Source organism: Saccharothrix sp. NPDC042600, from assembly GCF_040647305.1.
GTDB classification, from domain to species: domain Bacteria; phylum Actinomycetota; class Actinomycetes; order Mycobacteriales; family Pseudonocardiaceae; genus Actinosynnema; species Actinosynnema mutabilis.
In genome coordinates this window covers 21,306-44,909 of record NZ_JBEZBW010000068.1, presented here as the reverse complement: position 1 = coordinate 44,909, position 23,604 = coordinate 21,306, and the positions used below count along the sequence as shown (strand labels likewise).

The following is a 23,604-nucleotide window of genomic DNA, read 5'->3' as shown; positions in this document are numbered from 1 at the left end:
GAACCACACCCGCTCGGCACAGCAACAGAAGTCCAGGAGGACAATCCAGTGGCGAAGGCGAAGTTCGAGCGGACGAAGCCGCACGTCAACATCGGTCGACCGGGACCGGCCGGCCGCCGAGGTCACGGTGTGACCGGGACGTTGGTCAGCCCGACGGTCGCGCGGGTGACCGTGTTGGACGCGTGGACCACGTTCGGCAGGCCGGAGCACTTGGACGTGGACGTGATCCTGATCGCGTACTGGCCGACCCCGCCGAGGTCGGACCGGTTGCCGCGCCACACGTTCCCGCACCCGTTGGGGAACGACGGCGTGGTGGACGGGTTGTGCGTCTCGTAGCCGTTGGCGAACGTGCCGGGCGAGGTGAAGGTGCCGGTGTTGTCCTCGATGGTGTAGCGCATGCCCTTCACGTCCACCCACGAGTCCGCCGAGTTCTGGCCGGAGATGCCCCGGCCGTCGAACGTGTTGCCGCGGATCACGCCGTCGGACGTGCCTTCCTTGACGTCGATCGGCTCGGCGGCGATGTTCGGCCCGATCCGGTTGTCCAGCACCTGCACGCGATCGCTGCGGTCCACACCGCCGGAGTTGCCGTGGCAGGACCAGTTCGAGCCCGCCGAGCCGATGTAGACGCCCTCGCCGTAACCGGGCTGCACCAGCCCGGTGTCGGTGATGGTGGAGTCGCGGACGACGCTGTCGGCCGAGGACCGGCGGAAGTGCACCGCCTCCTCGTCCACGTGGTGCACCGACACGCCGGAGATGGTGGTGTGGTGTGAGTTGTCGGCGACGATGCCCTTCTTCGACTCCCGCACGGTGAACCCGGTCAGGTTCCAGTGCGGGGCGTCGTGCAGCCACAGGCCGTAGCCGGGGTCCCAGCCCGGGGTGGGGGCGGGGCAGCTCGGCGCGGTGCCCGAGGGGCCGTCGTTGACCAGGACGGCGTCGGTCGGGCCGGTGAGCGTGATGGGCGCGGACGCGGTGCCCGGTCGGGTGGCGGCGAACGCGCCGCGGTAGACGCCGGCGGCGAGGCGGATCGTCTGGCCCGGCACGGCGTTCGCCAACGCCGCTTGGAGCTGCGCGGCGGTGGAGACGTCCACTGTGGACCCGTTGGAGGTGCTGGTGGTCGCGGTGACCGGCGCGCTCGCCGCCGAGGTGTTGCCCGCCGCGTCGCGGGCCCTGACGGTGAACGTGTACGTGGTGCCGGCGGCCAGTCCGGTGACGGTGGCGCTGGTCGTGGTGGCGGTCGTGACCACGGTCGTGCCGTCGAGGACCTGGTAGTCGGTGACGCCCACGTTGTCGGTGGAAGCGTTCCAGGACAACGAGATCGAACCGGTCGTGACCCCGGTGGCCGCGAGTCCGCCGGGGGCGGTCGGGGCCTGGGTGTCCGGGGCCGGGCCGCCGCCCGAGCAGGGCGCGCCGTTGACGGTGCAGCCGGTCGGCAGACCGGACCCGGCGACGTTGAAGCCGAAGCTCGCCGTGCCGCCGGGCGCGACGCGGCCGTTGTGGGAGGCGTTGGTGAACTTGTAGTGCCGGCCGGAGCGGGTGAGCACCGAACTCCACGAACTGGACACGCTCGACCCGGCGGGCAGGTCGAACTCGACGGTCCAGCCGGTGCTCTCCGAGGTGCCGGTGTTGGTGATCGTGTACTTGCCGCCGTAGCCCGAACTCCACACCGATTCCTGGCTGAACGCGGCGGACAGGCTCGCGGCCTCGGCGGAGGCGCTGGTGGTCGCGGCTGTGCAGAACGCGACGGCACCCAGAACCGACAGACGTGTGCGCATGCTGAAGAACCCTTCGCGGGCAAGGGGCTTCGAGTGTCGCGGCTTACACCCGTTGGTCCGGACCTTTATAGGCGGCAGCCCGATCGCGCGTCAACGAAACCCCACCGCCTTTCACGTGCGTGAAAAGGCGGCGGACCCCGGGTTGGCCCAGCAGCACGCCGAGCAGCACGAGCGCCAGACCGACGAACTGGTGCGCGGTGAGGAGTTCGCCGGCCACGACCATGCCGAGCAGGACGCCGGTCACCGGGTTCAGCAGCCCGATCAACCCCACCGCGCCCGCGTCGAGGTGCCGCAGACCGGTGAACCACGCGGCGAACGCGACCGCCGTGGCGACCACGGCCACGTAAGCGAACGCGGGGGCGTTCGAGGGCGTCGCCGCCGGGGGCGGGCCTTCCACGGCCAGCGCGGCGACGAGCAGGACGAGTCCGCCCGCGACGAGTTGCCACGACGTGACCGACAGGACGTTGGCCGTCGCGCCCCACTTCTTGGTCAGCACGTGCCCGAACGCGGACATCAGCATGGCCGCGCCGGCGGCGGTCAGCCCGAGCGGGTCGAACGAGTCGATGCCCGCCGCGAACACCAGGACCACGCCGCCGATCCCCACCACCGCGCCGGTGACGGACAGGGCGTGCGGCCGTTCCGCCAGCGCGACCCACGCCAACGCCATCATCGCCGCCGGGGAGAGCGCCATGACCGTGGCCGCCAGGCTCGTCGGCAGGAGTTGGGCGGACAGGTAGACCAGGGCGAAGAACGCGCCCATGTTCAGCGTCCCCAGCACGAGCGAGCGCCACCACCAGTCGCCGCGCGGCGGTTCGCGGCGCACGGCGAGCAGGAGGAGCCCGGCGGGCAGCGCGCGCAGCGCCGAGCCCCACAGCAGCTGGTCGGCGGGCAGGTAGTGGTGGGTGACGTAGTAGGTCGAGCCCCAGGCGATCGGCGCGACGGCCGTGACCGCGGCCCACCGGGAAGTAGCTTCCACGGAAGACAATATAGCTTCCGTGGAAGGTATAGTGGCGCGGGTGACCGATCGCGTGGCCCGCATCCAGGCGGAATGGGCGCGGGAACGCCCCGACGTGGACGTCTCGCCGCAGGGCGTCATCGGCCGCCTGCACCGGCTCGCCGCCGTGCTGACCGAGCAGCTGGCGGTCGTCTACCGGCGGCACGGGCTGGGCGAAGGCGAGTTCGACGTCCTCGCGGCCCTGCGCCGGGCGGGCGCGCCCTACGAGCGCGCGCCGGGCGAGTTGGCCCAGCACACCATGGTCACCACGGGGGCGATCACCAAGCGCATCGACCGGCTCGAACGCGACGGCCTGGTCACGCGCCGGTCCGAGGGGTCCGACGGGCGGCGGCGGGTGGTCGCGCTGACCGAGGCGGGGCTGCGGGTGATCGACACCGCGTTCACCGAGCACATGGCCAACGAGCGGCGGCTGCTGGACCTGGTCGAGCCGCGGGACGCCCGTGCGCTGGAGCGCATCCTGGGGGACTGGCTGCGGCACTTCGAGGGCTGAGGTCCCACCGCGTGGAAACCCGCTCCCGAGATCGTGAGCTATGCGAATATTCTCCCGACTCTTGGGGGGAGTGGTCGGTGAGCGTCGCGGTCGAGGTGCCCGGGGACCTGCGGATGGCGCGCCGGCTGTGGCCGTTGATGCTGGCCTCCTCGGTGTCGCTGCTGCCGTACACGGTGTTCGGCACGTTCCTGGTCCGCATCGCGCGCGATGCCGACACCAGCGCGGCCGTCCTGGGCGGGTTGCGCGGGCTCGGCGGCCTCGCCGCGCTCGCGGCCGGCGCGGTGCTCGCGCCCCTGCTGGACCGGGTGGCCCGGCTGCGGGCGGCGGCGCTCGGGCTGGTCGCGCTGGCCGTGGCGTCGCTGGTGGGCGCGCTGGGGCAGTTCGTGGCGATGGCGGTGTTCTGCGCCCTGGTGGGCGCGGCGATGGCGGTGGTGCACCCGGCGCTGACCGCGTCGGCGGCCGACCGGTTCGGCGACGGACCGGCCGCCGGGCGCGCGGCGACCCTGGTCACCGCCACCGGCGCGCTCACCGTGATGCTGGCCGCGCCGGTGGTCGCGTTGCCCGCGCTGGTGTGGGGGTGGCGCGGCGACCTGGTGATGACGGCGGTGCTGGCGCTGGCGTTGGCGGCGGTGTTCTGGGTGCGGCCCGGACGGGTGCTGCCGACCTCGACGCTGGGGTACCTGGCGTCGTACCGGGCGTTGCGGGGCTTGCGGCCGTTGCTGGCGGTGGCGTTGCTGCGGACGGCCGCGTTCATGGGGTACCTGTCCTACCTGGCGGTGATCTACGACGCCCGGTTCGGGTTGTCGCCCAGCGCGTTCGCCCTGGTGTGGACGTTGAGCGGGGGCACGTACTTCTTCGGCAACCTCATCGCCGGGCGGGTTGTCGGGTCGGGGCGTGCGCGGGCGCACCATGTGATGTTCTGGTCGTTGGCGGTGTCCTTGGTGGCGATCGTGGCGATCTACTTCACGGTGCTGCTGCCGGTGGCCGTCGTGCTGACCGGTGTCCTCGGGTTGTGCCACTCGGCGACGGCGGCGTGCGTGATCACGTTGATGGTCCGGCACAGCGGCGAGGCGCGGGGGACGGCGCTGGGCGTGATGGGGGCGGCGGTCAACCTGGGCACGTTCGCGGGCGCGGCGGCGGGCGGGATCGGCTTGGGGTTCGCGGGTCTGCCCGGGGCTGCGGCGGTGTTCGGCGGGATCACGCTGCTGTCGTTGGTGCCGGCGGGGATGGTGTGGCGGTCGGAGCGTTAGACGGGCTTGCGCGTCCGGCCGCGTTTGAGTTCGAAGAAGCCGTCGGTGGCGGCGAGCAGGGTGATGCCGTCCCAGAGGCGGCCGGCGGCTTCGCCCTGCGGGGCCGGGCTGAGGACCGGGCCGAAGAAGGCGTTGACCGTGCCGTCGTCGCCGCGGATGTGCAGGGCGGGGACGCCGAGGTCTTCCGCGAGCGGTTCGAGCGCCTGCCGGTTGGCCTCGCGGAGGAGGTCGTCCAGGTCGGTGCGGTGGGCGGCGTCGGCGAGCGCGGTGGGCAGGCCGACCGCGTCGAGCGCGGCCCGGTTGAGGGCTTCGTCCACGGGGTGCTTGTCGAGGTGGATGCGCGTGCCGAACGCGGTGTAGAGGTCGCGGACCACTTCTTCGCCGTAGGCCCGCTCGGCGGCGGCCACGACCCGGGCGGGACCCCACCGCGCGTCGAGCCACTGGCGGTACCAGGGATCGACCTCGCGGCCCTCGTTGTGCAGGGCGAGGCTGAACACCCGGAACCCGACCCGAACCGGCCGGACCCGTTCGACTTCGAGCACCCACCTGGAGGCGACCCACGCCCAGGGGCACACGGGATCGAACCAGAGGTCCACTGTCGTCACTTCACTGCTCCTCGTTCGTCGGTGTCCCGAACCCTAAGTGGAGTTTGGCTCCTCTTTGAGAGCCAAATCGCGCACCACTTCTTGGGCCAATCTCGTCGCGGCCGGAGCGGACGGTGTACGGGCGGACGCCGGCAGGGCGGCCCGGGCTGAACGTCGTGGTCAGCGCGTGGCTCACACCGGATCAGTCCATTGTGGACATGACTCGACGAAGGCCCGCACCGCCGGGTGCTGGGGGATCGACTTGGGCCAGGCCACGCAGACCCGGGTCGGGCTCACGCCGGTCACCGGGCGGTAGGTGATGCCGGGGCGGGGGTAGAAGCGGGTGGCTGATTCCGGGGCCAGGGCTATGCCGTAGCCGTTGGCCACCGCTTGCAGCCAGGCGTCCGGTTGGTCGGTCACCGCACCGATCCTGGGTGGCGTGGGGCGGTGGTCGGTGCCCAGCCAGTAGTCGCGCCACGCGCCGGTTTCGGCCGGGGCCGCCACGAACGGTTCGTCCCACAGCTCCTCGAACGCGATGGTGTCCCGGGTCGCGAGGCGGTGGTTGGACGGCAGGACCACGCACCTGGGTTCCGTGAGGAGGACCCGCACGTTGTACGCGTCCTGGTCGGGGAACGGCAGGCGCAGCAAGGCGACGTCCACCTCCCCGGTGGACAGGCCGGCCGTCGGCTCCGACCAGGGCGCTTGGCGCATCTCCACCCGCCAACCCGGGCACCGGCGGCCGAACGCCTTGATGATGTCCGGAGTGGCCTCGTTCGCGGCGCTGGCGATGAAACCCACCCGCAGCACCTTCGCCGCCCGGCCGGCGGTGGCCTTCGTGTCGCGCAGGACGTCGTCGCACAGGGCCAGCAGGGCGGGAGCCCGGTCGGCCAGCGCACGGCCGGCTTCGGTGAGGGTCATGCCCTCGCGGGAGCGGGTGAACAGCCGCACGGACAGGTCGGTCTCCAAGCGTCGGATCCGCTTGGTCAGCGCCGGCTGCGACACGTACAGGCGCTCCGCCGCCCGGGTCAGGCTGCCCTCCTCGGCGACCGCCAGGAATGCCCGCACCAAGCGCGTGTCCACGTCCATTCCGCCAGGTTATAGAAGCTGCTATTGGACGGTGCGGAGAAGGGAGGTGAAGGTTGAGGGAGACAAGAAGAGGGGGTTTGGGCGTGTCTACCGCTTATGTCGTCGTCACGGTCGTGACTGCCGTGGCCAACTTCGCCGCCGCCGGCGTCGATTTCGCGCGCAGCCGGTGGGTGCTGGCGAACATGGCCAGTTATGGCCTGCCGGCCTCCTGGATCGTGCCGCTCGGCGTGATCAAGACCGCCGGCGCGCTGGGGCTGCTCGCCGGGCTGGTCGTGCCGTGGCTCGGGCTCGCGGCGGCGGTCGGGCTGGTGCTCTACTTCGTCGGCGCGGTCGGGGTGGTCGCCCGAGCCCGGCAGTGGCGGGACCTGCCCTACCCGGCGGCCTTCCTCGGGCTCGCCGTGGCGTCGCTGGTGCCGGCCTGACGGGCTGTTGGCATACTGCCCCGATGATCGAAACCGCGTCGATGGCAGGTTTCCTCGCCGCCCATGGCATCTGGAGCGTCTCCGAGGGCGAGACGCTGATCCCGATCTTCGCCTACGAGAACCCACAGGGTGAACGGTTCCTGGAGCGGATGGTCGCGGACGACATCGCCGAGGGCGCGCGGGCCGCGCAACGGGCGTTGGAGGACAACGAACAAGGCGCCACCCGGGCGGTGATGGTCGTGGACGCCTACGTGCACAAGGAGTCGGGTCCGGTCGACGCGCTGCTGGTCGAGGCCGTCGAGTACGGGCTCGCGCCGCGCTCGCTCACGATCGCCGTGCTCTACCGGCCGGCCGACCAGCCCGGCGGGTTCGCGGTGTTCAGCCCTGAGTTCCAGGGCTTCGACGGTGACGACGCCGAGTTCGAGCGGGTGGCCGACGCGTTCTTCGCCGGGGTCGAGTCCCACCACGACGCGAGCGAGGTGTGGGCCGCGCACCACATCCGGACGGTGTGACTCCCAGCCGACGCGGTTACCCCAGTCGTGGGAGGTGACCGACGATGACACGGCACCGGCGTGCCGAGCCCGCCGAACGCGACGACGAACCGGACCTGGTGCGTCAGTACCTGCGGCAGATCTCCGCGACGCCCCTGCTCGACGCCGCGCAGGAGGTCGTCCTGGCCAAGCGCATCGAGGCCGGGGTGTACGCGGAGGAACTGCTCCGCCGCGACGGCGGCAGCCAGGCCGACCGCGGCGACCTGCCGCCCGAACGCCGCCGCGACCTGGAGACCCTCGTCCGCGAGGGCCAGGCCGCGATGGACCACATGATCCGCGCCAACCTGCGCCTGGTGGTGTCGGTGGCGAAGAAGCACTACCACCGCGGCCTGCCGCTGCTGGACCTGGTCCAGGAGGGCAACCTGGGGCTGATGCACGCGGTGGAGAAGTTCGACTACGCCAAGGGCTACAAGTTCTCCACCTACGCGACCTGGTGGATCCGGCAGGCCGTCGAACGGGCCATCGCCACGCACACCCGCACCGTCCGGCTGCCCGTGCACGTGGTCGAGGAGATCGGCAGGCTGGGCAAGCTGGAGCGCAAGCTGCACCTGAGCCTGGGTCGCGACCCGACCGTCGAGGACCTCGCCGAGGCGGCCGGGACGACCCCCGAACGGGTCGCCGACCTGCGTCGGATCGGCCGGGAGGCGATCAGCCTGGACACCCCGGTCGGCGACGACGGCGAGACCCGCGTCGCCGACCTCATCCAGGACACCGACGTGCTGTCCGCGCCGGAGGTCGCCGAACACCGGGCGCTGGCCGAGGAGTTGCGGGCCCTGGTGGACACCCTGCCGCCGCGCGAAGCGCTCATCATCACGCTGCGCTACGGCCTGCACGGCGGCGACCCGTGCACGCTGCAACAGGTCGCGGACCGCGTCGGCGTCACCCGTGAACGCATCCGCCAGCTCGAACGCCAGGCCATGGCCGCCCTGCGCGCCCCCGAACGGCACGAGCCGCTGCTGGCGTGGGCGGGTTAGGCGAGCGCCCGGCGCGCCTCGGCCAGTGACGGCGAGTCACCGCCACGGCGGTCCAACTCCGCCAGGGCCTCGCGGTGCGCGCGGTCCAGGGCCTCGTCGGCGGGCACGGCGATGTCCGGCCGCACCCCGACCAGCTCCCAGTTGGTGCCGGACACGGGGTTGATCGCGCGGGCGGTGGGGATGGTGGCCTCCAGGTGCGGGTGCACGGTGAAGCCCCGGCGCGGGTGCGCGCCGCCGCCGGTCGTCTCGCCGACGACGGTGGCGCGCTTGAGCTGTTGCAGGTCGTAGGACAGCTCCTCGGCCGCCGAGAACGTCACCGCGCTGGTCAGCACGTACACCGGCTTCGTGGGGTCGAACCGGGTCCCCGGCACCACCGGCGAGCTCCAGAACTGGTGGTAGGACTCGTCCTCGCGGTGGTACATGGTGTTCAGGTGCGTGGGCTCGGCCAGGAGGTGGCTGCACACCAGGGCGACGGTGTGCGGGTCGCCGCCGCGGTTTCGCCGCAGGTCGATGATGAGCGCTTCCGCCCGTGAGACCAGCGTGAACGCGGCGGCCACCACGTCGGCGCACATCCCGACCGGGAACAGGTAGGGCGCCAGTTCCAGGTGCGCCACCCCGCCGGTCAGCCGCCGCAGGCCCGGCACGCCGCCCATCGCCAGGTCGAACTCGCGGCGGATCTGGTGCTCGGAGGCCGCGTCGTCGCCCTCGGGCACCTCGTCGACGTGGTGCTTGAGCCGCAGGTGCCGGTCCCCGTTGACCGACTGGAGGTCCTCGGTGACGAGCTTGCCCAGCTCCTCGGGCGTCGTCGCGGCGGCGTAGTGGTCGGTGCGGCCGGCCAGGAAGGCGTCGAGCCGTGCGGCGACGTCGGGGAAGACGTAGTGCTCGACCAGCAGCTCGCGGGTCCGGGTGACGATCGACGTGGTGTCCATGGCGGGGAGTAGATCAGCGGGCTTGCGAAAGCGTCAAGAGAGTTAGACACTTTCTTCCGTGGACGACTGGTTGGAGATCGGCAGCCCCGAGCAGTTCAAGGCGCTGTCGCACCCGCTGCGCCAACGCCTGCTCTTCGCGCTGGGCCGTGAACCCGCGACGATCAGCCAGCTCGCGGTGTCGCTGGACGCGCGGAAGGGCAACGTCGGCCACCACCTGAAGGTGCTGCGCGAGGCCGGGCTGGTGCGCGTGGTCGAGACGCGGCAGGTGCGCGGCGGGACCGAGCAGTACTACCAGCGCGCGGCGAAGCGGATGTCCTACACCAGTTCGCCGGCCGAGCACACCCAGGCGGTCTTCGGCGCGGTCGCGGAGGAGGTGTCGCGGGCGGCGGAGCAGCCGCTGGTCGTCCTGCGCCACCTGCGGCTGACCCCGGAGGTCGCGGCGCGGATGGCGGAGGCGTTGCGGGAGGTCGTGGACGGAGCGCGGGACGCGGGGGAGGGCGAGGCCGTGCACGGCGTGCTGGTCGCCCTGTACCGGCAGCCCGGTGTCACGCCGGGCGGCTGAGCTGGGCCAGGAACTCGGCGTTGGTGCGGGTCTTGCGCAGGCCGTCGAGCAGGACGTCCATCGCGTCGCGGCCCTCCAGCACCCGGCGCAGGGTGCGGGTCACGGCCAACTCCTGCGGGGACAGCAGGAGTTCGTCCTTGCGCGTGCTGGACTGGTCCACGTCCACCGCGGGGAACACGCGGCGCGCGGCGGTCTTGCGGTCCAGCTTCAGCTCGGCGTTGCCGGTGCCCTTGTACTCCTCGAAGATCACCGTGTCGCCCGCCGAACCGGTCTCCACCAACGCGGTCGCGAAGATGGTCAGCGAGCCGCCGCCCTCGATGTTGCGCGCCGCGCCGAGGAAGCGCTTGGGCGGGGTCAGGGCGCTGGAGCTGATGCCGCCGGTGAGGATGCGGTCGTGCGACGGGGCGGCGAGGTTGTAGGCGCGGCCCAGGCGGGTCAGCGAGTCGAGCAGCACCACGACGTCCTGCCCGGCCTCGACCAGCCGCTTCGCCCGTTCGATCGCGAGTTCCGCGGACGCGATGTGCTCGGCGGGCGTGCAGTCGAACGTGGACGCCACCACCTCGCCCGGCACGGACCGCTGGATGTCGGTGACCTCCTCGGGCCGTTCGCCGACGAGCACGACGATCAGGTGGCACTCGGGGTTGTTGCGGCTGATGGCGCGCGCGATCGCTTGCAGCACAGAGGTCTTGCCCGCTTTGGGCGGTGCTACGACGAGGGCGCGCTGGCCCTTGCCGACCGGCATCACCAGGTCGATCACGCGGGTGGTGAGGTCGTGCGGGTCGTGCTCCAGGCGCAGCCGTTCGGTCGGGTGCAGCGGCACCAGGTCGGCGAAAGCGGGGCGGCGCAACGCCTTCCCGGGGTCCTCGCCGTTGACCGAGGCGACCTCGACCAGCGGTGGGAGCTTCTGCCTGCCGGTGGGCGCGCCGGCCGCGCCGGCCACCAGGTCGCCGCGGCGCAGGCCGTGGCGGCGCAGCACCGCCTGCGGGACGACCACGTCCGCGGGACCGGGCGTGTACCCGGTCGTGCGCAGGTAGGCGGTGTCCTGGTGGATGTCGAGCACGCCGGCGACGGGCGTCCGCGGCTCGGTTTCGTGTTTGCTGGTAAGGGTTGCGGTCATGGTGGTGTGTCCTTTCCGGACAGAGGCGCGCACTGCGGCGCGGAGGTGGAAGGCGAACCACGCTGTGGGGAGCCATGCTGTGGGAGCCACGTTGTGAGGAGCCACGCTGCGGGGAACCGCACTGTGGGGAACCGCACTGGGGGTTCTAGCCTTGGTGGAGATCGTCCCGCGGGAGGCTGGGCCAACATCCGCTGGGTGGACTCCACCACCGTACCGCACGGTCCGCGCGCCGGCAACATCGGTTACCGTTCCGCACCGTGAGGACCCCCGACGCGTGGAGCCACTGGCGCCGACCCGGACCGACCGCCGCGCAGCGCCGCCACGACGTGTGGCTGGCCGTCGCCATGCTGGCCGGCGCGGGCGCGGTGAGCCTGCTGGTGCGCAGCATGGGCGCGTACGCGCACAACGTGACGGGCCCCTCGCTGGTCGAGCACCTGCTGTGGGGCGCGGCGGTCAGCCTGCCCCTCGCGGTGCGGCGGCGGTTCCCGATGACGGTGCTGGTGGCGGTCAGCGTGGCGTTCCTCGCGGGGCAGTCGCGGCAGGTCGCGGACAACCTCGTGCCGTCGATGGCCCTGTTCATCGCGATCTACACGGTCGGCGCGTGGAGCCAGGACCGCGGGCGGGCACGGGTGGCGCGCATCGGCGTCATCGTGGTCATGTTCGGGTGGCTGGGGTTCAACCTGGCGCGGTTCATGCTGCGGCCGGAGCCGCCGCCGTTCGAGGGCGCGGCCGGGCCGCTGGACCCGGTGCTGGCCTCGGTGCTTTACGGGGTCGCGTTCAACGTGCTGTTCTTCCTGTCCGCCTACTACTTCGGCGGCACGGCGTGGCTGTCCGCGCGGCGCAAGGAGGAGCTGGAGCACCGGGCGGAGGAGCTGCGGCAGTCGCAGGAGCAGAACATGCGCGGCGCGGTCGTCGCCGAACGCGTGCGCATCGCGCGTGACCTGCACGACGTGGTGGCGCACCACGTGTCGGTGATGGGCGTGCAGGCGGGCGCGGCGCGGCGGGTGCTGGACCGGGACGTCGAGCTGGCGCGCTCGACGCTGCGCACCGTGGAGGACACCGCCCGGACCGCGATCGGGGAGCTGCGCGGGCTGCTGGGCGTGCTGCGGGCCGAACCGGCGGAGCCGGTGCTGGGCGAACCGGCCGGCCAGACGTCCTCGCCGGGCCTGGACCAGGTGCCGGAGCTGGTGGAGATGGCCCGCTCCGCGGGGTTGAAGGTGGCGCACGGCACGTACGGGGACCCGCGGCCGGTGCCGGAGGGCGTGGCGCTGTCGGCGTACCGGATCGTGCAGGAGGCGTTGACCAACGTCGTGAAGCACGCGGGGGCGGGCGCCGCGGACGTGCGGGTCCGCTTCCTGGAGAAGGAGCTGGAGGTCGAGGTGGCCGACGACGGCCGGGGCGCCTCGACGACCGAGGGCGGGGGTTTCGGGTTGGTGGGCATGCGGGAGCGCGTCGCCGTGCACGGCGGTTCGCTGGAGGTGGGACCGCGCCGCGACGGCGGGTACCTGGTGCGGGCGAGGTTCCCGGCATGACGGTGCGCGTGGTGCTCGTGGACGACCAGGACCTGGTGCGGGCGGGGTTCCGGGTCATCCTCGGGACGGAGGAGGGCGTCGAGGTCGTCGGCGAGGCGCGCGACGGCCTGGAGGCGGTCGAGGTGGTCGGGCGGCTGCGGCCGGACGTGGTGCTGATGGACGTCCAGATGCCCGGCGTGGACGGCCTGGAGGCCACCCGGCGCATCTTGGGACCCAGCGGGGCCGACAGCCCGATCAGGGTCGTGATCCTGACGACGTTCGACCGCGAGGACTACCTGTTCGAGGCGCTGCGGGCCGGGGCCAGCGGGTTCCTGCTGAAGAACTCCTCGCCCGAGGACCTGGTGGACGCCGTGCGGGTGGTGGCGCGGGGCGACGCCCTGCTGTCGCCGGAGGTGACGCGCCGGGTGATCGCCCGGTTCACCGCGCCGTCGGTCGCCACGCCCGCCGCCCGGCCGTCGGCGCTGACCGACCGCGAGTTCGAGGTGCTGGTGCACCTGGCGCGCGGCGCGAGCAACGCCGAGATCGCGGCGGCGCTGTACCTGGGGGAGACGACGGTGAAGACGCACGTGTCGCGCATCCTGGCCAAGCTGGGGCTGCGGGACCGCACGCACGCCGTGGTGTTCGCCTACGAGCACGGGATCGTCGCGCCCGGCCAGGCGTGAGCGGGGTCCTCCTCGCGGAGGACCCCCGGAGTCGATCTCGCGCCGGACGTGCGGCGGCGGCGCGGCGCATAGCGTTGCGGTCATGTTGACAGTGACGTCGATCAGCCGGAGCTTCGGCGATCACCGGGTCCTCGACGACGTGTCGTTCGAGGTCCGTCCCGGGCGGATGACCGGGTTCCTGGGGGCGAACGGGTCCGGCAAGACCACCACCATGCGCATCGTGCTCGGGGTGCTCGCCGCGCACGGCGGCGCCGTCCGCTGGGACGGCGCGCCGGTGACCGGCGAGGTGCGGCAGCGGTTCGGGTACATGCCCGAGGAGCGCGGCCTCTACCCGAAGATGGGCGTGGCCGAGCAGATCGCGTGGCTGGGCCAGCTGCACGGGCTCGACCAGGCCACCGCGCGCCGCAACACCGCGCGCCTGCTGGAGCAGTTGGAGCTCGACGGGCGGGCCAAGGACAGGCTGGAGGAGCTGTCGCTGGGCAACCAGCAACGCGCGCAGGTCGCCGCCGCGCTGGTGCACGACCCGGTGCTGCTGATCCTGGACGAGCCGTTCTCCGGCCTGGACCCGATCGCCGTGGAGACCGTGCTGGGCGTGCTGCGCGAGCGGGCCGCGGGCGGGGTGCCGGTGTTGTTCTCCAGCCACCAGCTGTCGGTGGTGGAACGGCTGTGCGACGACGTGGTGATCATCTCCGGCGGCCGGATCGCCGCCGCGGGCGCCCGCGACGAGCTGCGCGCCCGGCACGGGACCACGCGGTTCGAGGTCGTGGTCGCCGGGGACGCCGGGTGGGTACGGGACGTGCCCGGGGTGCGCGTGGTGGACGTGGACGGGCCGCGGGCGGTGTTCGAGGTCGACGACGAGGGCGCGGACCAGGTCGTGCTGGACGCCGCGCTGCGCAAGGGAACCGTCCGCGGCTTCACCCCCGTCGTGCCCACGCTCGAAGAGATCTTCATGGAGGCGATCTGATGGACCGGCGGCGGTTCGTGAGCGCGACGCGGCTGGTGGCCGAGCGCGAGGTCAAGACCCTGGTGCGCACCAAGGGTTTCTGGATCGGCTTCGCGGTGATCGTGCTGGGGTTGTTCGCGATGTCGATCCTGCCGACGGTGTTCGGCGGCGATCGGACGAAGGTCGCGGCCGTGGGCACGGCGGCGGCGGAGGCGTTGGCGGGCAGTGACCTGGAAGTGCGGACGGTGTCCGATGTGGACGCCGCTTCGGCCCTGGTGCGGTCGGAGGAGGTGGAGGCGGCGGTCGTGCCGTCGGGCGACGGCGTGAAGGTGCTGGCGCTGGACGACCCGCCGACCGACGTGGTGGCCGCGCTGCGCACCGCGCCCCGGGTCGAGCTGCTCGACCCGCAGGCGGTGGGGCAGGGGCAGAAGACGGTCACGGTCATGGTGTTCGCGGTGGTGTTCCTGATCTTCGGCATGGGCGGCGCGGCGATCGCGACCAGCACGGTGGTGGAGAAGCAGACCCGGATCGTGGAGATCCTGGTGGCCACGGTGCCGGTGCGGGCGTTGCTGGCGGGCAAGATCGTGGGGCACACGGTGTTGACGCTCGCGCAGGCGGTGGTGCTGGCCGTGCTGGCGCCGATCGCGTTGCGGCTGGGCGGGCACCAGGAACTGTTGGCGGTGGTGGCGCCGGCGCTGGGGTGGTTCGTGCCGTTCCTGGTGCTGGGGTTCCTGCTGCTGGCCGGGATGTGGGCGGTCGCCGGGTCGGTGGTCAGCCGGCAGGAGGACCTGGGTTCCAGCATGGGGTTGGTGGTGATGTTGGTGATCGGACCGTACTTCGGGGTGATGACCTTCTCCGACGACGCGACCGTGTTGCACGTGCTGTCGTACGTGCCGTTCACGTCGGCGATCGCGATGCCGGTGCGGATGTTCGCGCAGCAAGCGGCGGCGTGGGAGGCGTTGCTGGCGATGGGGTTGCTGGCGGGGACGGTCGTGCTGGTCGTGCTGCTGGCGAGCCGGATCTACTCGGGCTCCCTGCTGCACACCGGCGGCAAGCTCGCGTTGAAGAAGGCGTGGGCGCGGGAGGAGTAGGGCGGTTTCCGGATCGCGCCGGCGCGGACTTCCCGCGCCGGCGCCTTCTCTTTTCCGCCGGCTACCTGCGGCCGGTGAGGGCGATGCGGGAGCGGGTGCGGGCCGGGGCGGTCGGGGGCAGTTCGGCCAGGATGTCGGCGAGGGAGACCGCGGCCAGGCTCTGCTTCCACGCTTCGTGCGCGTCGGCCATCTTGCGGGCGAGGATGCAGGTGTCGCGGCAGTCCTCGGCGGGCAGCGCGCCCTTGCCGCGTTGCCGGATCTCCTGGCACTCGTAGGGCGAGGCCGCGCCGTCGACGGCCTCGACGATGTGCAGCAACGTGATGTCGGACGCGGGTCGGCCGAGCCGGAACCCGCCGCGCGGCCCGGTCGTGGCCGCCAGGACGCCCGCCCTGACCAGGGCCTGGAGTTGTTTGGCCAGGTAGGGCGCGGGCAGGTCGTAGTACTCGGCGAGCTGCGCCGCCGACGCCGTGGCGCCCGGTTCCAGCTGCGCCAGCGTGGTGGCGCAGTGCAACAGCCATTCGGTGCTCACCGGCAGCTTCACGGGTGGAGTGTATCGCAGATATTGCGGATCTTTTTAGTCCGAGATAGTGTTCCGGGCACACCGAGAGGGGATGGACTCATGCGGATCGCAGTCGCCGGGGCGACCGGCAACATCGGGGCACTGACCGTGGCCGTGCTGGAGCGCGCCGGGCACGAGGTCGTGGGGATCAGCCGGGGGCTGGGGGTGGACCTGATCACCGGTCAGGGCCTGGACGCGGCACTGACCGGTGTGGACGCGGTGATCGACGCGACCAACGGCCCGACTCTGGACCGTGCGGCGCTGGTCGAGTACTTCGCCACCGCCACCACGAACCTGCTCGACGCCGAACGGCGGGCGGGCGTGCGCCACCACGTGCTGCTGTCGATCGTGGGCATCCACGGCATCGAGGGCAACGCGCACTACTACGGCAAGCGCGAGCAGGAGCGGCTGGTCCGGGAGGGCGGGGTGCCGTGGACCATCGTGCCCGCGACGCAGTTCCACGACTTCGCGGCGATGGTGACGGCCTGGACCGAGCGGGACGGGGTGGCGACCATCGCGCCGCTGCTGGTGCAGCCGGTCGCGCCCGCGGACGTGGCCGAGTTCCTGGCCGAGGTGGCGGCGGGCGACCCCCTGGGCCTGCACCCCGGCCTGGCCGGCCCCGACCGCCACGACCTGGTGGACATGGCCCGGCGGACGCACCGGGCCGTGGGGCGGGAGGTTCGGCTCGTGCCGACGTGGGACGGGGTGTTCGGGCTGGAGATGAGCGGGAACGCCCTGCTGCCGGGGCCGGGGGCGCGGATCGCGCCGACCACTTTCGAGCAGTGGTTGGCCACGCAGCGGCCGGCGGGCGCGTGACCTGGTAGAACGGGATGCGGGGTGGGCCGGCCGTGGATCAACCGATCGAGTGACATGCAGGATCGGGAACCGATCGGCCGGTCCGGCGTCCCGTGTATGGAGAGGTCGCGCGGGCCACAGGGCGACCTCGGCGCGACGGCCTGCCCGACGGGTCCGGGCCGGCGGGTCCGGGCCGGCGGGTCTGGGCCGACGGGTCCGGGCCGATGAGTTTGGCCGATGGGCCGTGAGGCAGCCGGACCGGTTCAGGCGGTGAGCACTTCCCGGGCGGCCCGCCGGCCCGAGCGGATCGCGCCTTCGAGGTAGCCGGGCCACGCGTCGGACGTCTCGGTGCCCGCCCAGTGCACGCGGCCGGCGGGCGTCGGCGGGTGCCGGGTGGCCGCGTACCCGCCGGGGTGGGGCAGCGCCGAGTAGCCGCCCAGCACGTGCGGGTCCTCGTGCCAGGACTTCTCGTGCCAGTCGACCGGGGTCAGGGCCGCCGGTCCGAAGGCGGTCGCGGCGATGCGCAGGACGGCGGCCCGGCGGTCGGCCGCGGACAGGCTCGCCAGGTGCTTCGCGCGGCGGCCCGGGACCAGGAAGCCCAGGTGGCCCGGGCCGCCCAAGTGGCCCGGACCGCCCGGGCCGCCCGAACCGTCCGGGCCGTTCGGCGGGGAGACGTCGAAGACGGCGGGCACCGGGCCGGTCAGGGCGATCACCTCGCCGCTCAGGCCCGCGTCGCGCCAGAACGGGCGCTCGTAGACGGCGATCGCCTTGTAGATCGTGCCCATCGTGGTGCCGCGCTCCACCTCCGCGCGGCTCGGCGGCAGCGGCGGGGTGTGGTGGATGTGGGCGGACACCGGTGGTGGCACGGCGATGATCGCGTGGTCGGCGGTGAGCGGGCCGGTGTGGGTGGTGATCACCACCGACGTCGGCGTGCGGGTGATCGCCGTGGCCGGGCGGGACAGGTGGACGTCCAGGGGGCGGGCGAGGCGTTCGGCCAGGGCGCCCGCGCCGCCGGTGATCAGGGACGCCTGGGCCGTGCCGAGCATCGAGCGCAGGCCGCCGGACGACCTGACCGCCGACGCCCACGCCCGCCTGGTCACCTGGTCGACGTCCGCCGCGATCGCCTCGGCCACCACGACCTCCACCAGGCGGCGGGCGGCCGCACCGGGCAGGCGGGTCAACCAGTCCGCGATGGTGGTGCGGTCGTCGGAAGTGGGCAGGGACAGGCGGAGCAGGGCCGCGCCGGTCACGAGCAGGGGGAGCCACGCCCGGGTCGGGCGGTCGCCGTCGAGGATCAGGCGCTTTCCGGCGGTGGGCGTCGGGAACGTGGAGACGCCGTGCTCGGCGGCCAAGGCGGACAGTTCGGTGTGCCCGGGACCCAGCCACATCCCGCCCAGGTCCACGGCCGAACCGAGGGCCGACAGCACGGTCGACGCGCGTCCGCCCACCCGGTCGGCCGACTCCAGGACGGTCACCTCCACGCCCGCCCGCGCCAACTCGCGCGCCGCCGTCAAGCCCGCGAACCCCGCCCCCACCACGACGACCTTCATGCAACGAGCGTTGCACAACGTCCGTTGCATGACAAGGTAGGCTCCCGGCCGTGCCCCGCCAGGTAGACCACGCCGCCCGCCTCGCCGCCGTGACCGACGCGGTCGTCGGGATCGCCGCCGAACGGGGCTTCGCCGCCGTCACCATCCGCGCCGTCGCCGACCACCTGGGCGCGTCCACATCCGTCGTCACCCACTACGTCCCCCACCGCGACGACCTGCTCCGCCTCGCCGTCCGGCGTGAACTCGCGATCCGCCGCGCCCAGGCCGAACGCGCGATGGCCGCCGCGCCCGACCCGCTGTGGGCGCTGGTCCGGTGGGCGGTCGCCGACACCGGGGACCGGGTGCACCGGTTCTGGCTGTCCCTGCTGATCGCCGCGCCGACCGAACCCGTGCTGCGCGCCGAACTGGACGGGTTCAACGCCTGGTGGGACGAGCACCTGCGCGGTCTCGTCCGGCGGTCGGGCGTCGCGGAGCCGGAGGTCGTCGCCGACACCCTCGACGTCGTGGTCGACGGCCTGGTCACGGCGGGCTTCGAAGACCTCGACCCGGCCCGCCGCGACCGCGTCCTCAGCCGCGTGTGGGACGCGCTGGGACTCGCAACCGGGTGATCGACGGTCCGCCGGCGAAGCACCACAGGGCGATCACCGGGTCGCAGATCGCGCACCCCAACGACGAGTGCTCCGCGAACGGGATGATCGGGCTGCCCTTCACGTGGTGCGCGAAGTCCCACGCGGTGTGCAGCAACCACGCGACACCGATGAACGTCCACGACCGCAACCCGAGGAACGCCACGAAAGTCGCCACGGCGGTGAACACGAACTCCCACACCCCGAAACCCCCACCGCTCAGGTAAGCGGCTCCGGCGCCGCCGACCAGGACGGCGTTGAACGGCCGGCGGTGGTGTTCGGGGATCAGGGAGTTCAACGTGACGAACAACAAACCGATCAGGATCGGGGCCACAAAGGTCATGCGGCGAACCTAGGAACGGCGAGCGCCACCGAGGAGTGCCACGGCGGACAGGGAACAACGGGATCTCGCCACCACCTACTGTGCGCCCCATGCACACCGTGGCCGTCCTCGCGCTGGACGGGGTCATCCCGTTCGACCTGTCCACGCCGATCGAGGTGTTCACCCGCACCCGCCTGCCCGACGGCCGCCCGGCCTACGACGTCCGGCTCTGCGCTCCCCACCCGACCGTGGACGCCGGCGCGTTCACCCTCACCGCCCCGTGGGGCCTGGACGCCCTGGCCGCCGCCGACACCGTGGTCCTGCCCGGCCGCGCCGACGCGACCGCGCCCGTGCCCGCCGAAGTCCTCGACGCCCTGCGCGCCGCCGCCGGGAACGGGGTGCGCATCGCGTCGATCTGTTCCGGCGCGTTCACCTTGGCCGCCACGGGCCTGCTCGACGGCCGCCGCGCCACCACCCACTGGTCCGCCGCCCCCGAGCTGGCCCGGCTGCACCCGGCCGTGGCGGTGGACCCCGCCGTCCTCTACGTGGACAACGGTCAGTTCCTCACCTCGGCCGGCGCGGCGGCGGGCCTGGACCTGTGCCTGCACCTGGTGCGCCGCGACTTCGGCTCGGCGGTGGCCGCCACCGCCGCGCGCCTGTCGGTGATGCCCCTGGAACGCGAAGGGGGACAGGCCCAGTTCGTGGCGCAGGACCCGCCGCCGGTGCCCCGGGGTTCGACGTTCGAGCCGCTCCTGCGGTGGCTGGACGACAACGCCGGCGCGAACCTGACCCCGGCCGCCATCGCGGCGAGGACGGGCATGAGCACCCGGACCCTCAACCGCCGGTTCCGCGAGCAGACCGGCACCACCCCGGTCCGCTGGCTGATCAGGACCAGGATTCGCCGCGCCCAGCACCTCCTGGAGGCCACCGACCACACGGTGGACCGCATCGCGTCCGAGGTCGGCTTCACCTCCACGACGACGTTCCGCGACCACTTCAAGCAGGTGGTGGGCACGACGCCGAACGCCTACCGCGCCGCCTTCCGGCACTAAGTGGACACTGTGTCCACTTAGTGCCTAGCATGGCGGGCATGTACCTCGCGTTCCTCGCCTCGGCGCTGCTCGCCGGCACGCTCCTCGCGGTGCAGGCCTCGGTGAACCTCCAGCTCAACCGGGCGGTCGGCACGCCCTACGGCGCCTCGACGCTCCAACTCTCGGTCGCCGCGGTCCTCCTGGCCGTGGTGGCGGTGGTGACCGGCAGCCTCGGCGCGCTGGGCGGGGTCGGGGACGCGACGTGGTGGCACCTGCTCGGCGGTCTGGCCAGCCCGCTCTACATCACCAGCGGCATCCTGCTGATCCCGCGGCTCGGCGCGGTGACCACCGTGGGCCTGTGGGTCACCGGCCAGGTGCTGGCCTCGCTCGTGCTCGACCTCGGCGGTCTCCTGGGCGTGCGGCAGGTGCCGCTCAACCCACTGGTCGTGGTCGGCGCGGCGGCCGTGGTCGTCGGCATCTCCGTGGTGGTGCGCGGGCAGAACCGGACGATCAAGGCCGGACCCGGCACCGCCACGCCGGCCGACACCCGACCCGCGCCGGGCAGCCGGACCGGCTGGGTGCTGCTCGGCGTCGTGGCGGGCGGCGTCCTGCCGGTGCAGGGCGCGGTCAACGCCCTGCTGCGCGGTGACCTCGGCGCGCCGTTCGCCGTGGCGCTGATCAGCTTCGCCGTCGCGGTGGCGGCCATCGCGGTCGTGCTCGCGGTCCTGGTGGCGACGGGGAAGACGCCCGGGCCGGGGCTCGACGGGTTGCGCGGCATGCCGTGGTGGGGCTGGCTGGGCGGCGCGTGCGCGGCGGCCTACGTGACGGTCACCTTCCTGCTCATCCCGGAGATCGGCGCGGCGACGACGGTGGCGTTCACCGTGACCGGCCAACAACTCGCGTCCGCCGTCATCGACCACCACGGCCTGTTCCGCCTGCCCCGCCGCAGGCTCACCACCGCCCGCCTGGCCGGCGTCGCACTCCTCATCGCCGGCTCGGTGCTGGTGCAGATCGCCAAGTGAGTCGGATCAGGCGGTGGGCCAGTCGGTGAGCACGGCGTGCAGGGCGGTGAGGGTGGCTTGCCAGGTGGTCTCCGACGAGCGGGGTGTGGCTGAAGCCGCCGGACAGTTCCAAGTGGACGTAGCCGTGCAGGGTGGCGTGCATCATGCGCGCCGCGTCCGTCTGGTCCGGCTCCTCGATGTCGTACCCGCGCAGGATCGCTCGGGTCAGGTCCGAGTGGCGGCGGGCGGCGTTCGCGGCGGGGGAGTCGGGCGGGATGTCCGTGCGCATCGCCGCGTAACGGCCCGGGTGCTCGTGCCGCGCGGACCGGTATTTCCATGCCTGCCAACCACTCTGGGGCACCATCCTGTGTGGTTTCTCAGCGCGAGCCTAGGATGCGGTGGTGGAGATCCGCCGTGCCCGCGCCGAAGACGCCGACCGACTCACCGCCCTGATGCACGCTTCCAGCGCGTACCAGGGGAACTACGCCTCGATCCTCGACGGCTACCGCGTGACGCGGGAGTACGTCGAGCGCAACGTGGTCCACCTGGCCGCCGGGCCGCGGGACGAGCTGCTGGGCTTCTACGCGCTGGTCCTGGACCCGCCGGAGCTGGACATAGCGTTCGTGGCGGACGACGCCCAGGGACGCGGTGTCGGCCGCGCCCTGGTGGACCACATGCGTGCGCAGGCCCGGGAAGCGGGGCTGGACCGGGTCCGGGTGGTGTCGCACCCGCCGGCGGAGCGGTTCTACCTCTCGGTGGGCGCGGAGCGGGTGGGCGTGGTTCCCGCGTCGCCGCCGAAGGTCACCTGGGAACGGCCGGAACTGGTTTTCACGATCGCCTGAGCCCGTTCCGGACCAGGTCCACGAGCAGGCGCAGCGCCGGCGAGGCGGAGTCCCGGCGCCACACCAGGTCCAGGCCGACCGACGGCGGTTCCGCGAAGCGCAGCGCGGTGGTGCCGGGCGGGCGGTGCGCGCCCACGGTTTCGGTCACCACGGCGAACGTCCCGGCGGTCAGCTCGTCGAACCGCCGCCAGCCCGGCATGCGCGAGGCCCGCACCACCGTGCCGGGGAGCAGCGCGGACAGGACCGTGGCGCGCCACGACGGCAGGTGCCGAGGTGACAGGAGCAGTTCACTCCCGGTCAGGTCGGCGGGCGTCACCTTGTCCATGGTGGACAGCTCGTGCTCGTCGCTCACCACCACGACCAGGTCTTCGCGGTGCACCGTCAAGCGGTCCAGGTCGGGGTCGTCGGGGAGGCTGCGGGACAGGGCCGCGTCGAACCGCCCCGAGCGCAGCCCTTCGGCCAGCTCCGCCGACCACGCCTCGGTGGTCTCCACCCGCACCCCCGGGTAGCGCCGCGACACCACGTCCACCAGGCGCGGCACGGCCTCGAAGGACGCGCTGACCACGTGCCCCAGCCTCACCGTGCCGAACTCGCCCCGCCCCGCCGCGCGCGTCAGCTCGGCCAACCGGTCGGCCTCGCCCAGGATGCGCCGGGCCGAGGCCACGAACACCCGCCCCGCGTCGGTCAACGCCGTGGGCCGCCGGGTGAACAGCTCGACGCCGAGGGTCCGCTCCAGCTGCCCCACCTGCCGGCTCAACGCGGGCTGCGCGACGTGCAGGCGGTCGGCGGCCCGCTGGAAACCGCCCTCGTCGGCGACGGTCACGACGTAGCGCATGAGCCGCAGGTCGATCGACATGCCCACAGGGTATGTCGCCAGGTCCACGCGGTATTGGAGTCACCCCGGCCGCACCGGTGAGACTTCCGCCCACAGACCACCAGGGGAGGATCCATGCGCAGACGCGCTGTGTTGGCGGCGGTCGCCGCACTCGGGGTTTCGGTGCTCGTGCCGGGGACGGCGGGGGCGACCGCGTTCCCCACCCGGTTCCCGCTGCCCGACGGGTTCATGCCGGAGGGCATCGCGATCGGCCCGTGGCCCACCGCGTACTTCGGCTCGCGCGCCGACGGGTCGATCTACCAGGTGGACCTGGCCACCGGCCGGGGCCGGGTGCTCGCGGCCGGGCCCGGCACGCCGTCGCTGGGGCTCAAGGTGGACCCGCGGCGGGGACGGTTGTTCGTCGCCGGCGGCACGGGCGGCGACCTGCGCGTCCTCGACGCCTTCTCGGGTCGCGCCATCACGAGCTACAAGCTGTTCGAGGGCGAGTCGTTCGTCAACGACCTGGTGATCACCCGCGACGCCGTGTGGGTCACCGACTCCGACGAGCCGACCCTGTACCGGCTGCCGCTGGGCCCGTGCGGCGAGCTGCCCCGGCCCGACCAGGTCACCCGCGTGCCGCTCACCGGCGAGATGCAGGACATCCCGGACGTCGCCAACGCCAACGGCATCGTCACCACGCCGGACGGCGAAGGGCTCATCATCGGCCAGACCTCGACCGGCAAGCTGTTCCGGGTGGACCACCAGGGCGTCACCAAGGAGATCGACCTGGGCGGCGTGGTCCTGACCCGCAACGACGGTCTGCTGCGCGAGGGCCGCGACCTGTACGTGGTGCAGAACCGGGTCAACCTGTTCACCAAGCTGGAGCTGAGCGCCGACGCGTCCAGCGCCCGGGTGGTGGTCCAGATGACCGATCCGCGGTTCGACGTGCCCGCGACCGTGGCGGCCTGGGGCAACCGCTTCTATTTGGTCAACGGCCGTTTCAGCACCCCGCCGACCCCGACCACCACCTACGACGCCATCGCGCTCGACAAGTTCTGACAGTGACGCCACCGCGCTGGTCGGC

General features: G+C 72.8%; 27 protein-coding genes. 16 read left to right on the top strand and 11 right to left on the bottom strand.

Annotated elements, in window-relative coordinates:
• Positions 1–122: 122 nt before the first annotated feature.
• Positions 123–1,772: a cellulose binding domain-containing protein gene (locus AB0A74_RS30350; RefSeq protein ID WP_358254762.1), complete on the bottom strand. Its 1,650-nt coding sequence runs from the start codon at positions 1,770–1,772 to the stop codon at positions 123–125.
• A gap of 43 nt (positions 1,773–1,815) precedes the next feature.
• Positions 1,816–2,748, bottom strand: coding sequence for a DMT family transporter (locus tag AB0A74_RS30345; RefSeq protein ID WP_358254760.1), 933 nt, complete (start codon positions 2,746–2,748; stop codon positions 1,816–1,818).
• A gap of 40 nt (positions 2,749–2,788) precedes the next feature.
• Here AB0A74_RS30345 and AB0A74_RS30340 point away from each other — a divergent pair, with 40 nt between their 5' ends.
• Together AB0A74_RS30340 and AB0A74_RS30335 are read left to right on the top strand one after the other, a co-directional pair.
• Positions 2,789–3,277 (top strand): MarR family transcriptional regulator, encoded by a 489-nt coding sequence (locus AB0A74_RS30340; protein WP_358254758.1) that lies wholly within the window; start codon positions 2,789–2,791, stop codon positions 3,275–3,277.
• A 77-nt stretch (positions 3,278–3,354) separates the two neighbouring features.
• Positions 3,355–4,527 carry an MFS transporter gene (locus tag AB0A74_RS30335; protein WP_358254756.1) on the top strand — a complete coding sequence of 391 codons (1,173 nt, stop codon included), beginning with the start codon at positions 3,355–3,357 and terminating at the stop codon, positions 4,525–4,527.
• Here AB0A74_RS30335 and AB0A74_RS30330 read toward each other — a convergent pair.
• Positions 4,524–5,132 carry a DsbA family protein gene (locus tag AB0A74_RS30330; protein WP_358254754.1) on the bottom strand — a complete coding sequence of 203 codons (609 nt, stop codon included), beginning with the start codon at positions 5,130–5,132 and terminating at the stop codon, positions 4,524–4,526. The genes AB0A74_RS30335 and AB0A74_RS30330 overlap by 4 nt on opposite strands.
• Positions 5,133–5,303: 171 nt before the next feature.
• Positions 5,304–6,197, bottom strand: a complete 894-nt coding sequence (locus AB0A74_RS30325; RefSeq protein WP_358254752.1) for a LysR family transcriptional regulator — start codon at positions 6,195–6,197, stop codon at positions 5,304–5,306.
• Positions 6,198–6,280: 83 nt separating this feature from the next.
• Here AB0A74_RS30325 and AB0A74_RS30320 point away from each other — a divergent pair, with 83 nt between their 5' ends.
• The 3 genes from AB0A74_RS30320 to AB0A74_RS30310 are packed head-to-tail and all read left to right on the top strand — an operon-like array spanning position 6,281 to position 8,144.
• The gene (locus tag AB0A74_RS30320) at positions 6,281–6,619 is read left to right on the top strand and encodes a DoxX family protein (protein WP_358254750.1); all 339 of its coding nucleotides are present in this window, start codon (positions 6,281–6,283) and stop codon (positions 6,617–6,619) included.
• A 23-nt stretch (positions 6,620–6,642) separates the two neighbouring features.
• The gene (locus AB0A74_RS30315) at positions 6,643–7,131 is read left to right on the top strand and encodes a hypothetical protein (RefSeq protein ID WP_358254749.1); all 489 of its coding nucleotides are present in this window, start codon (positions 6,643–6,645) and stop codon (positions 7,129–7,131) included.
• A gap of 44 nt (positions 7,132–7,175) precedes the next feature.
• Positions 7,176–8,144, top strand: a complete 969-nt coding sequence (locus tag AB0A74_RS30310; RefSeq protein ID WP_358254747.1) for a sigma-70 family RNA polymerase sigma factor — start codon at positions 7,176–7,178, stop codon at positions 8,142–8,144.
• Here AB0A74_RS30310 and AB0A74_RS30305 read toward each other — a convergent pair.
• Positions 8,141–9,073, bottom strand: a complete 933-nt coding sequence (locus tag AB0A74_RS30305; RefSeq protein WP_358254745.1) for a S41 family peptidase — start codon at positions 9,071–9,073, stop codon at positions 8,141–8,143. The two genes, AB0A74_RS30310 and AB0A74_RS30305, sit on opposite strands and share 4 nt — an antisense overlap.
• A 58-nt stretch (positions 9,074–9,131) precedes the next feature.
• Here AB0A74_RS30305 and AB0A74_RS30300 point away from each other — a divergent pair, with 58 nt between their 5' ends.
• On the top strand, positions 9,132–9,635 hold the full coding sequence (locus AB0A74_RS30300; RefSeq protein WP_358254744.1) for a winged helix-turn-helix domain-containing protein: 504 nt from the start codon (positions 9,132–9,134) through the stop codon (positions 9,633–9,635).
• Here the strand turns inward: AB0A74_RS30300 and rho are convergent.
• Positions 9,619–10,785 (bottom strand): transcription termination factor Rho, encoded by a 1,167-nt coding sequence (gene rho, locus AB0A74_RS30295; RefSeq protein WP_358254742.1) that lies wholly within the window; start codon positions 10,783–10,785, stop codon positions 9,619–9,621. The two genes, AB0A74_RS30300 and rho, sit on opposite strands and share 17 nt — an antisense overlap.
• Positions 10,786–11,096: 311 nt before the next feature.
• On the opposite strand from rho, the gene AB0A74_RS30290 reads away from it, so the two are divergent.
• The 4 genes from AB0A74_RS30290 to AB0A74_RS30275 all read left to right on the top strand — a co-directional run bounded on the left by AB0A74_RS30290 (position 11,097) and on the right by AB0A74_RS30275 (position 14,980).
• Positions 11,097–12,284, top strand: a complete 1,188-nt coding sequence (locus AB0A74_RS30290; protein ID WP_358254765.1) for a sensor histidine kinase — start codon at positions 11,097–11,099, stop codon at positions 12,282–12,284.
• A complete protein-coding gene (locus AB0A74_RS30285) occupies positions 12,281–12,946 on the top strand; it encodes a response regulator transcription factor (RefSeq protein WP_358254740.1) in 666 nt (221 codons plus the stop codon). The genes AB0A74_RS30290 and AB0A74_RS30285 overlap by 4 nt, the downstream gene beginning before the upstream one ends.
• 82 nt (positions 12,947–13,028) lie before the next feature.
• On the top strand, positions 13,029–13,910 hold the full coding sequence (locus AB0A74_RS30280) for an ATP-binding cassette domain-containing protein (RefSeq protein WP_358254739.1): 882 nt from the start codon (positions 13,029–13,031) through the stop codon (positions 13,908–13,910).
• Positions 13,910–14,980, top strand: coding sequence for an ABC transporter permease (locus AB0A74_RS30275; protein WP_358254737.1), 1,071 nt, complete (start codon positions 13,910–13,912; stop codon positions 14,978–14,980). Before AB0A74_RS30280 ends, AB0A74_RS30275 begins: the two co-directional genes overlap by 1 nt.
• A 61-nt stretch (positions 14,981–15,041) precedes the next feature.
• Here AB0A74_RS30275 and AB0A74_RS30270 read toward each other — a convergent pair whose 3' ends face one another.
• Positions 15,042–15,521, bottom strand: coding sequence for an Rrf2 family transcriptional regulator (locus AB0A74_RS30270; RefSeq protein ID WP_358254735.1), 480 nt, complete (start codon positions 15,519–15,521; stop codon positions 15,042–15,044).
• Between the two features lie 78 nt (positions 15,522–15,599).
• Here AB0A74_RS30270 and AB0A74_RS30265 point away from each other — a divergent pair, with 78 nt between their 5' ends.
• The gene (locus AB0A74_RS30265) at positions 15,600–16,355 is read left to right on the top strand and encodes an NAD(P)H-binding protein (RefSeq protein ID WP_358254733.1); all 756 of its coding nucleotides are present in this window, start codon (positions 15,600–15,602) and stop codon (positions 16,353–16,355) included.
• A 242-nt stretch (positions 16,356–16,597) separates the two neighbouring features.
• Here AB0A74_RS30265 and AB0A74_RS30260 read toward each other — a convergent pair whose 3' ends face one another.
• Positions 16,598–17,884, bottom strand: a complete 1,287-nt coding sequence (locus tag AB0A74_RS30260) for an NAD(P)/FAD-dependent oxidoreductase (protein ID WP_358254731.1) — start codon at positions 17,882–17,884, stop codon at positions 16,598–16,600.
• A gap of 50 nt (positions 17,885–17,934) precedes the next feature.
• Between AB0A74_RS30260 and AB0A74_RS30255 the strand changes: the two genes are divergently transcribed.
• Positions 17,935–18,492 carry a TetR family transcriptional regulator C-terminal domain-containing protein gene (locus AB0A74_RS30255; protein WP_358254729.1) on the top strand — a complete coding sequence of 186 codons (558 nt, stop codon included), beginning with the start codon at positions 17,935–17,937 and terminating at the stop codon, positions 18,490–18,492.
• Here the strand turns inward: AB0A74_RS30255 and AB0A74_RS30250 are convergent.
• Positions 18,452–18,853: a DUF6010 family protein gene (locus AB0A74_RS30250; RefSeq protein WP_358254727.1), complete on the bottom strand. Its 402-nt coding sequence runs from the start codon at positions 18,851–18,853 to the stop codon at positions 18,452–18,454. The two genes, AB0A74_RS30255 and AB0A74_RS30250, sit on opposite strands and share 41 nt — an antisense overlap.
• A gap of 89 nt (positions 18,854–18,942) precedes the next feature.
• On the opposite strand from AB0A74_RS30250, the gene AB0A74_RS30245 reads away from it, so the two are divergent.
• Entirely contained in the window at positions 18,943–19,884 is a 942-nt protein-coding gene (locus AB0A74_RS30245) for a helix-turn-helix domain-containing protein (RefSeq protein WP_358254725.1), read from the top strand.
• A 38-nt stretch (positions 19,885–19,922) separates the two neighbouring features.
• The gene (locus AB0A74_RS30240) at positions 19,923–20,885 is read left to right on the top strand and encodes a DMT family transporter (RefSeq protein ID WP_358254723.1); all 963 of its coding nucleotides are present in this window, start codon (positions 19,923–19,925) and stop codon (positions 20,883–20,885) included.
• Here the strand turns inward: AB0A74_RS30240 and AB0A74_RS30235 are convergent.
• Positions 20,848–21,153 (bottom strand): TetR-like C-terminal domain-containing protein, encoded by a 306-nt coding sequence (locus tag AB0A74_RS30235; protein WP_358254721.1) that lies wholly within the window; start codon positions 21,151–21,153, stop codon positions 20,848–20,850. The two genes, AB0A74_RS30240 and AB0A74_RS30235, sit on opposite strands and share 38 nt — an antisense overlap.
• A 112-nt stretch (positions 21,154–21,265) precedes the next feature.
• On the opposite strand from AB0A74_RS30235, the gene AB0A74_RS30230 reads away from it, so the two are divergent.
• Positions 21,266–21,706: a GNAT family N-acetyltransferase gene (locus AB0A74_RS30230; RefSeq protein ID WP_358254719.1), complete on the top strand. Its 441-nt coding sequence runs from the start codon at positions 21,266–21,268 to the stop codon at positions 21,704–21,706.
• Here the strand turns inward: AB0A74_RS30230 and AB0A74_RS30225 are convergent.
• Positions 21,693–22,562: a LysR substrate-binding domain-containing protein gene (locus AB0A74_RS30225; protein ID WP_358254718.1), complete on the bottom strand. Its 870-nt coding sequence runs from the start codon at positions 22,560–22,562 to the stop codon at positions 21,693–21,695. The genes AB0A74_RS30230 and AB0A74_RS30225 overlap by 14 nt on opposite strands.
• Before the next feature lie 93 nt (positions 22,563–22,655).
• On the opposite strand from AB0A74_RS30225, the gene AB0A74_RS30220 reads away from it, so the two are divergent.
• Complete coding sequence (locus AB0A74_RS30220) at positions 22,656–23,579, top strand: superoxide dismutase (RefSeq protein WP_358254716.1); 924 nt, start codon at positions 22,656–22,658, stop codon at positions 23,577–23,579.
• Positions 23,580–23,604 lie beyond the last annotated feature (25 nt).

Coding starts and splice junctions, on each gene's coding strand:
- AB0A74_RS30260 (WP_358254731.1), bottom strand. CDS start 17,884: ATGAAGGTCGTCGTGGTGGGGGCGGGGTTCGCGGGCTTGACGGCGGCG.
- AB0A74_RS30290 (WP_358254765.1), top strand. CDS start 11,097: ATGCTGGCCGGCGCGGGCGCGGTGAGCCTGCTGGTGCGCAGCATGGGC.
- AB0A74_RS30305 (WP_358254745.1), bottom strand. CDS start 9,073: ATGGACACCACGTCGATCGTCACCCGGACCCGCGAGCTGCTGGTCGAG.
- AB0A74_RS30235 (WP_358254721.1), bottom strand. CDS start 21,153: ATGCGCACGGACATCCCGCCCGACTCCCCCGCCGCGAACGCCGCCCGC.
- AB0A74_RS30350 (WP_358254762.1), bottom strand. CDS start 1,772: ATGCGCACACGTCTGTCGGTTCTGGGTGCCGTCGCGTTCTGCACAGCC.
- AB0A74_RS30275 (WP_358254737.1), top strand. CDS start 13,910: ATGGACCGGCGGCGGTTCGTGAGCGCGACGCGGCTGGTGGCCGAGCGC.
- AB0A74_RS30250 (WP_358254727.1), bottom strand. CDS start 18,853: ATGACCTTTGTGGCCCCGATCCTGATCGGTTTGTTGTTCGTCACGTTG.
- AB0A74_RS30245 (WP_358254725.1), top strand. CDS start 18,943: ATGCACACCGTGGCCGTCCTCGCGCTGGACGGGGTCATCCCGTTCGAC.
- AB0A74_RS30265 (WP_358254733.1), top strand. CDS start 15,600: ATGCGGATCGCAGTCGCCGGGGCGACCGGCAACATCGGGGCACTGACC.
- AB0A74_RS30325 (WP_358254752.1), bottom strand. CDS start 6,197: ATGGACGTGGACACGCGCTTGGTGCGGGCATTCCTGGCGGTCGCCGAG.
- AB0A74_RS30225 (WP_358254718.1), bottom strand. CDS start 22,562: ATGTCGATCGACCTGCGGCTCATGCGCTACGTCGTGACCGTCGCCGAC.
- AB0A74_RS30310 (WP_358254747.1), top strand. CDS start 7,176: ATGACACGGCACCGGCGTGCCGAGCCCGCCGAACGCGACGACGAACCG.
- AB0A74_RS30315 (WP_358254749.1), top strand. CDS start 6,643: ATGATCGAAACCGCGTCGATGGCAGGTTTCCTCGCCGCCCATGGCATC.
- AB0A74_RS30285 (WP_358254740.1), top strand. CDS start 12,281: ATGACGGTGCGCGTGGTGCTCGTGGACGACCAGGACCTGGTGCGGGCG.
- AB0A74_RS30240 (WP_358254723.1), top strand. CDS start 19,923: ATGTACCTCGCGTTCCTCGCCTCGGCGCTGCTCGCCGGCACGCTCCTC.
- AB0A74_RS30220 (WP_358254716.1), top strand. CDS start 22,656: ATGCGCAGACGCGCTGTGTTGGCGGCGGTCGCCGCACTCGGGGTTTCG.
- AB0A74_RS30280 (WP_358254739.1), top strand. CDS start 13,029: ATGTTGACAGTGACGTCGATCAGCCGGAGCTTCGGCGATCACCGGGTC.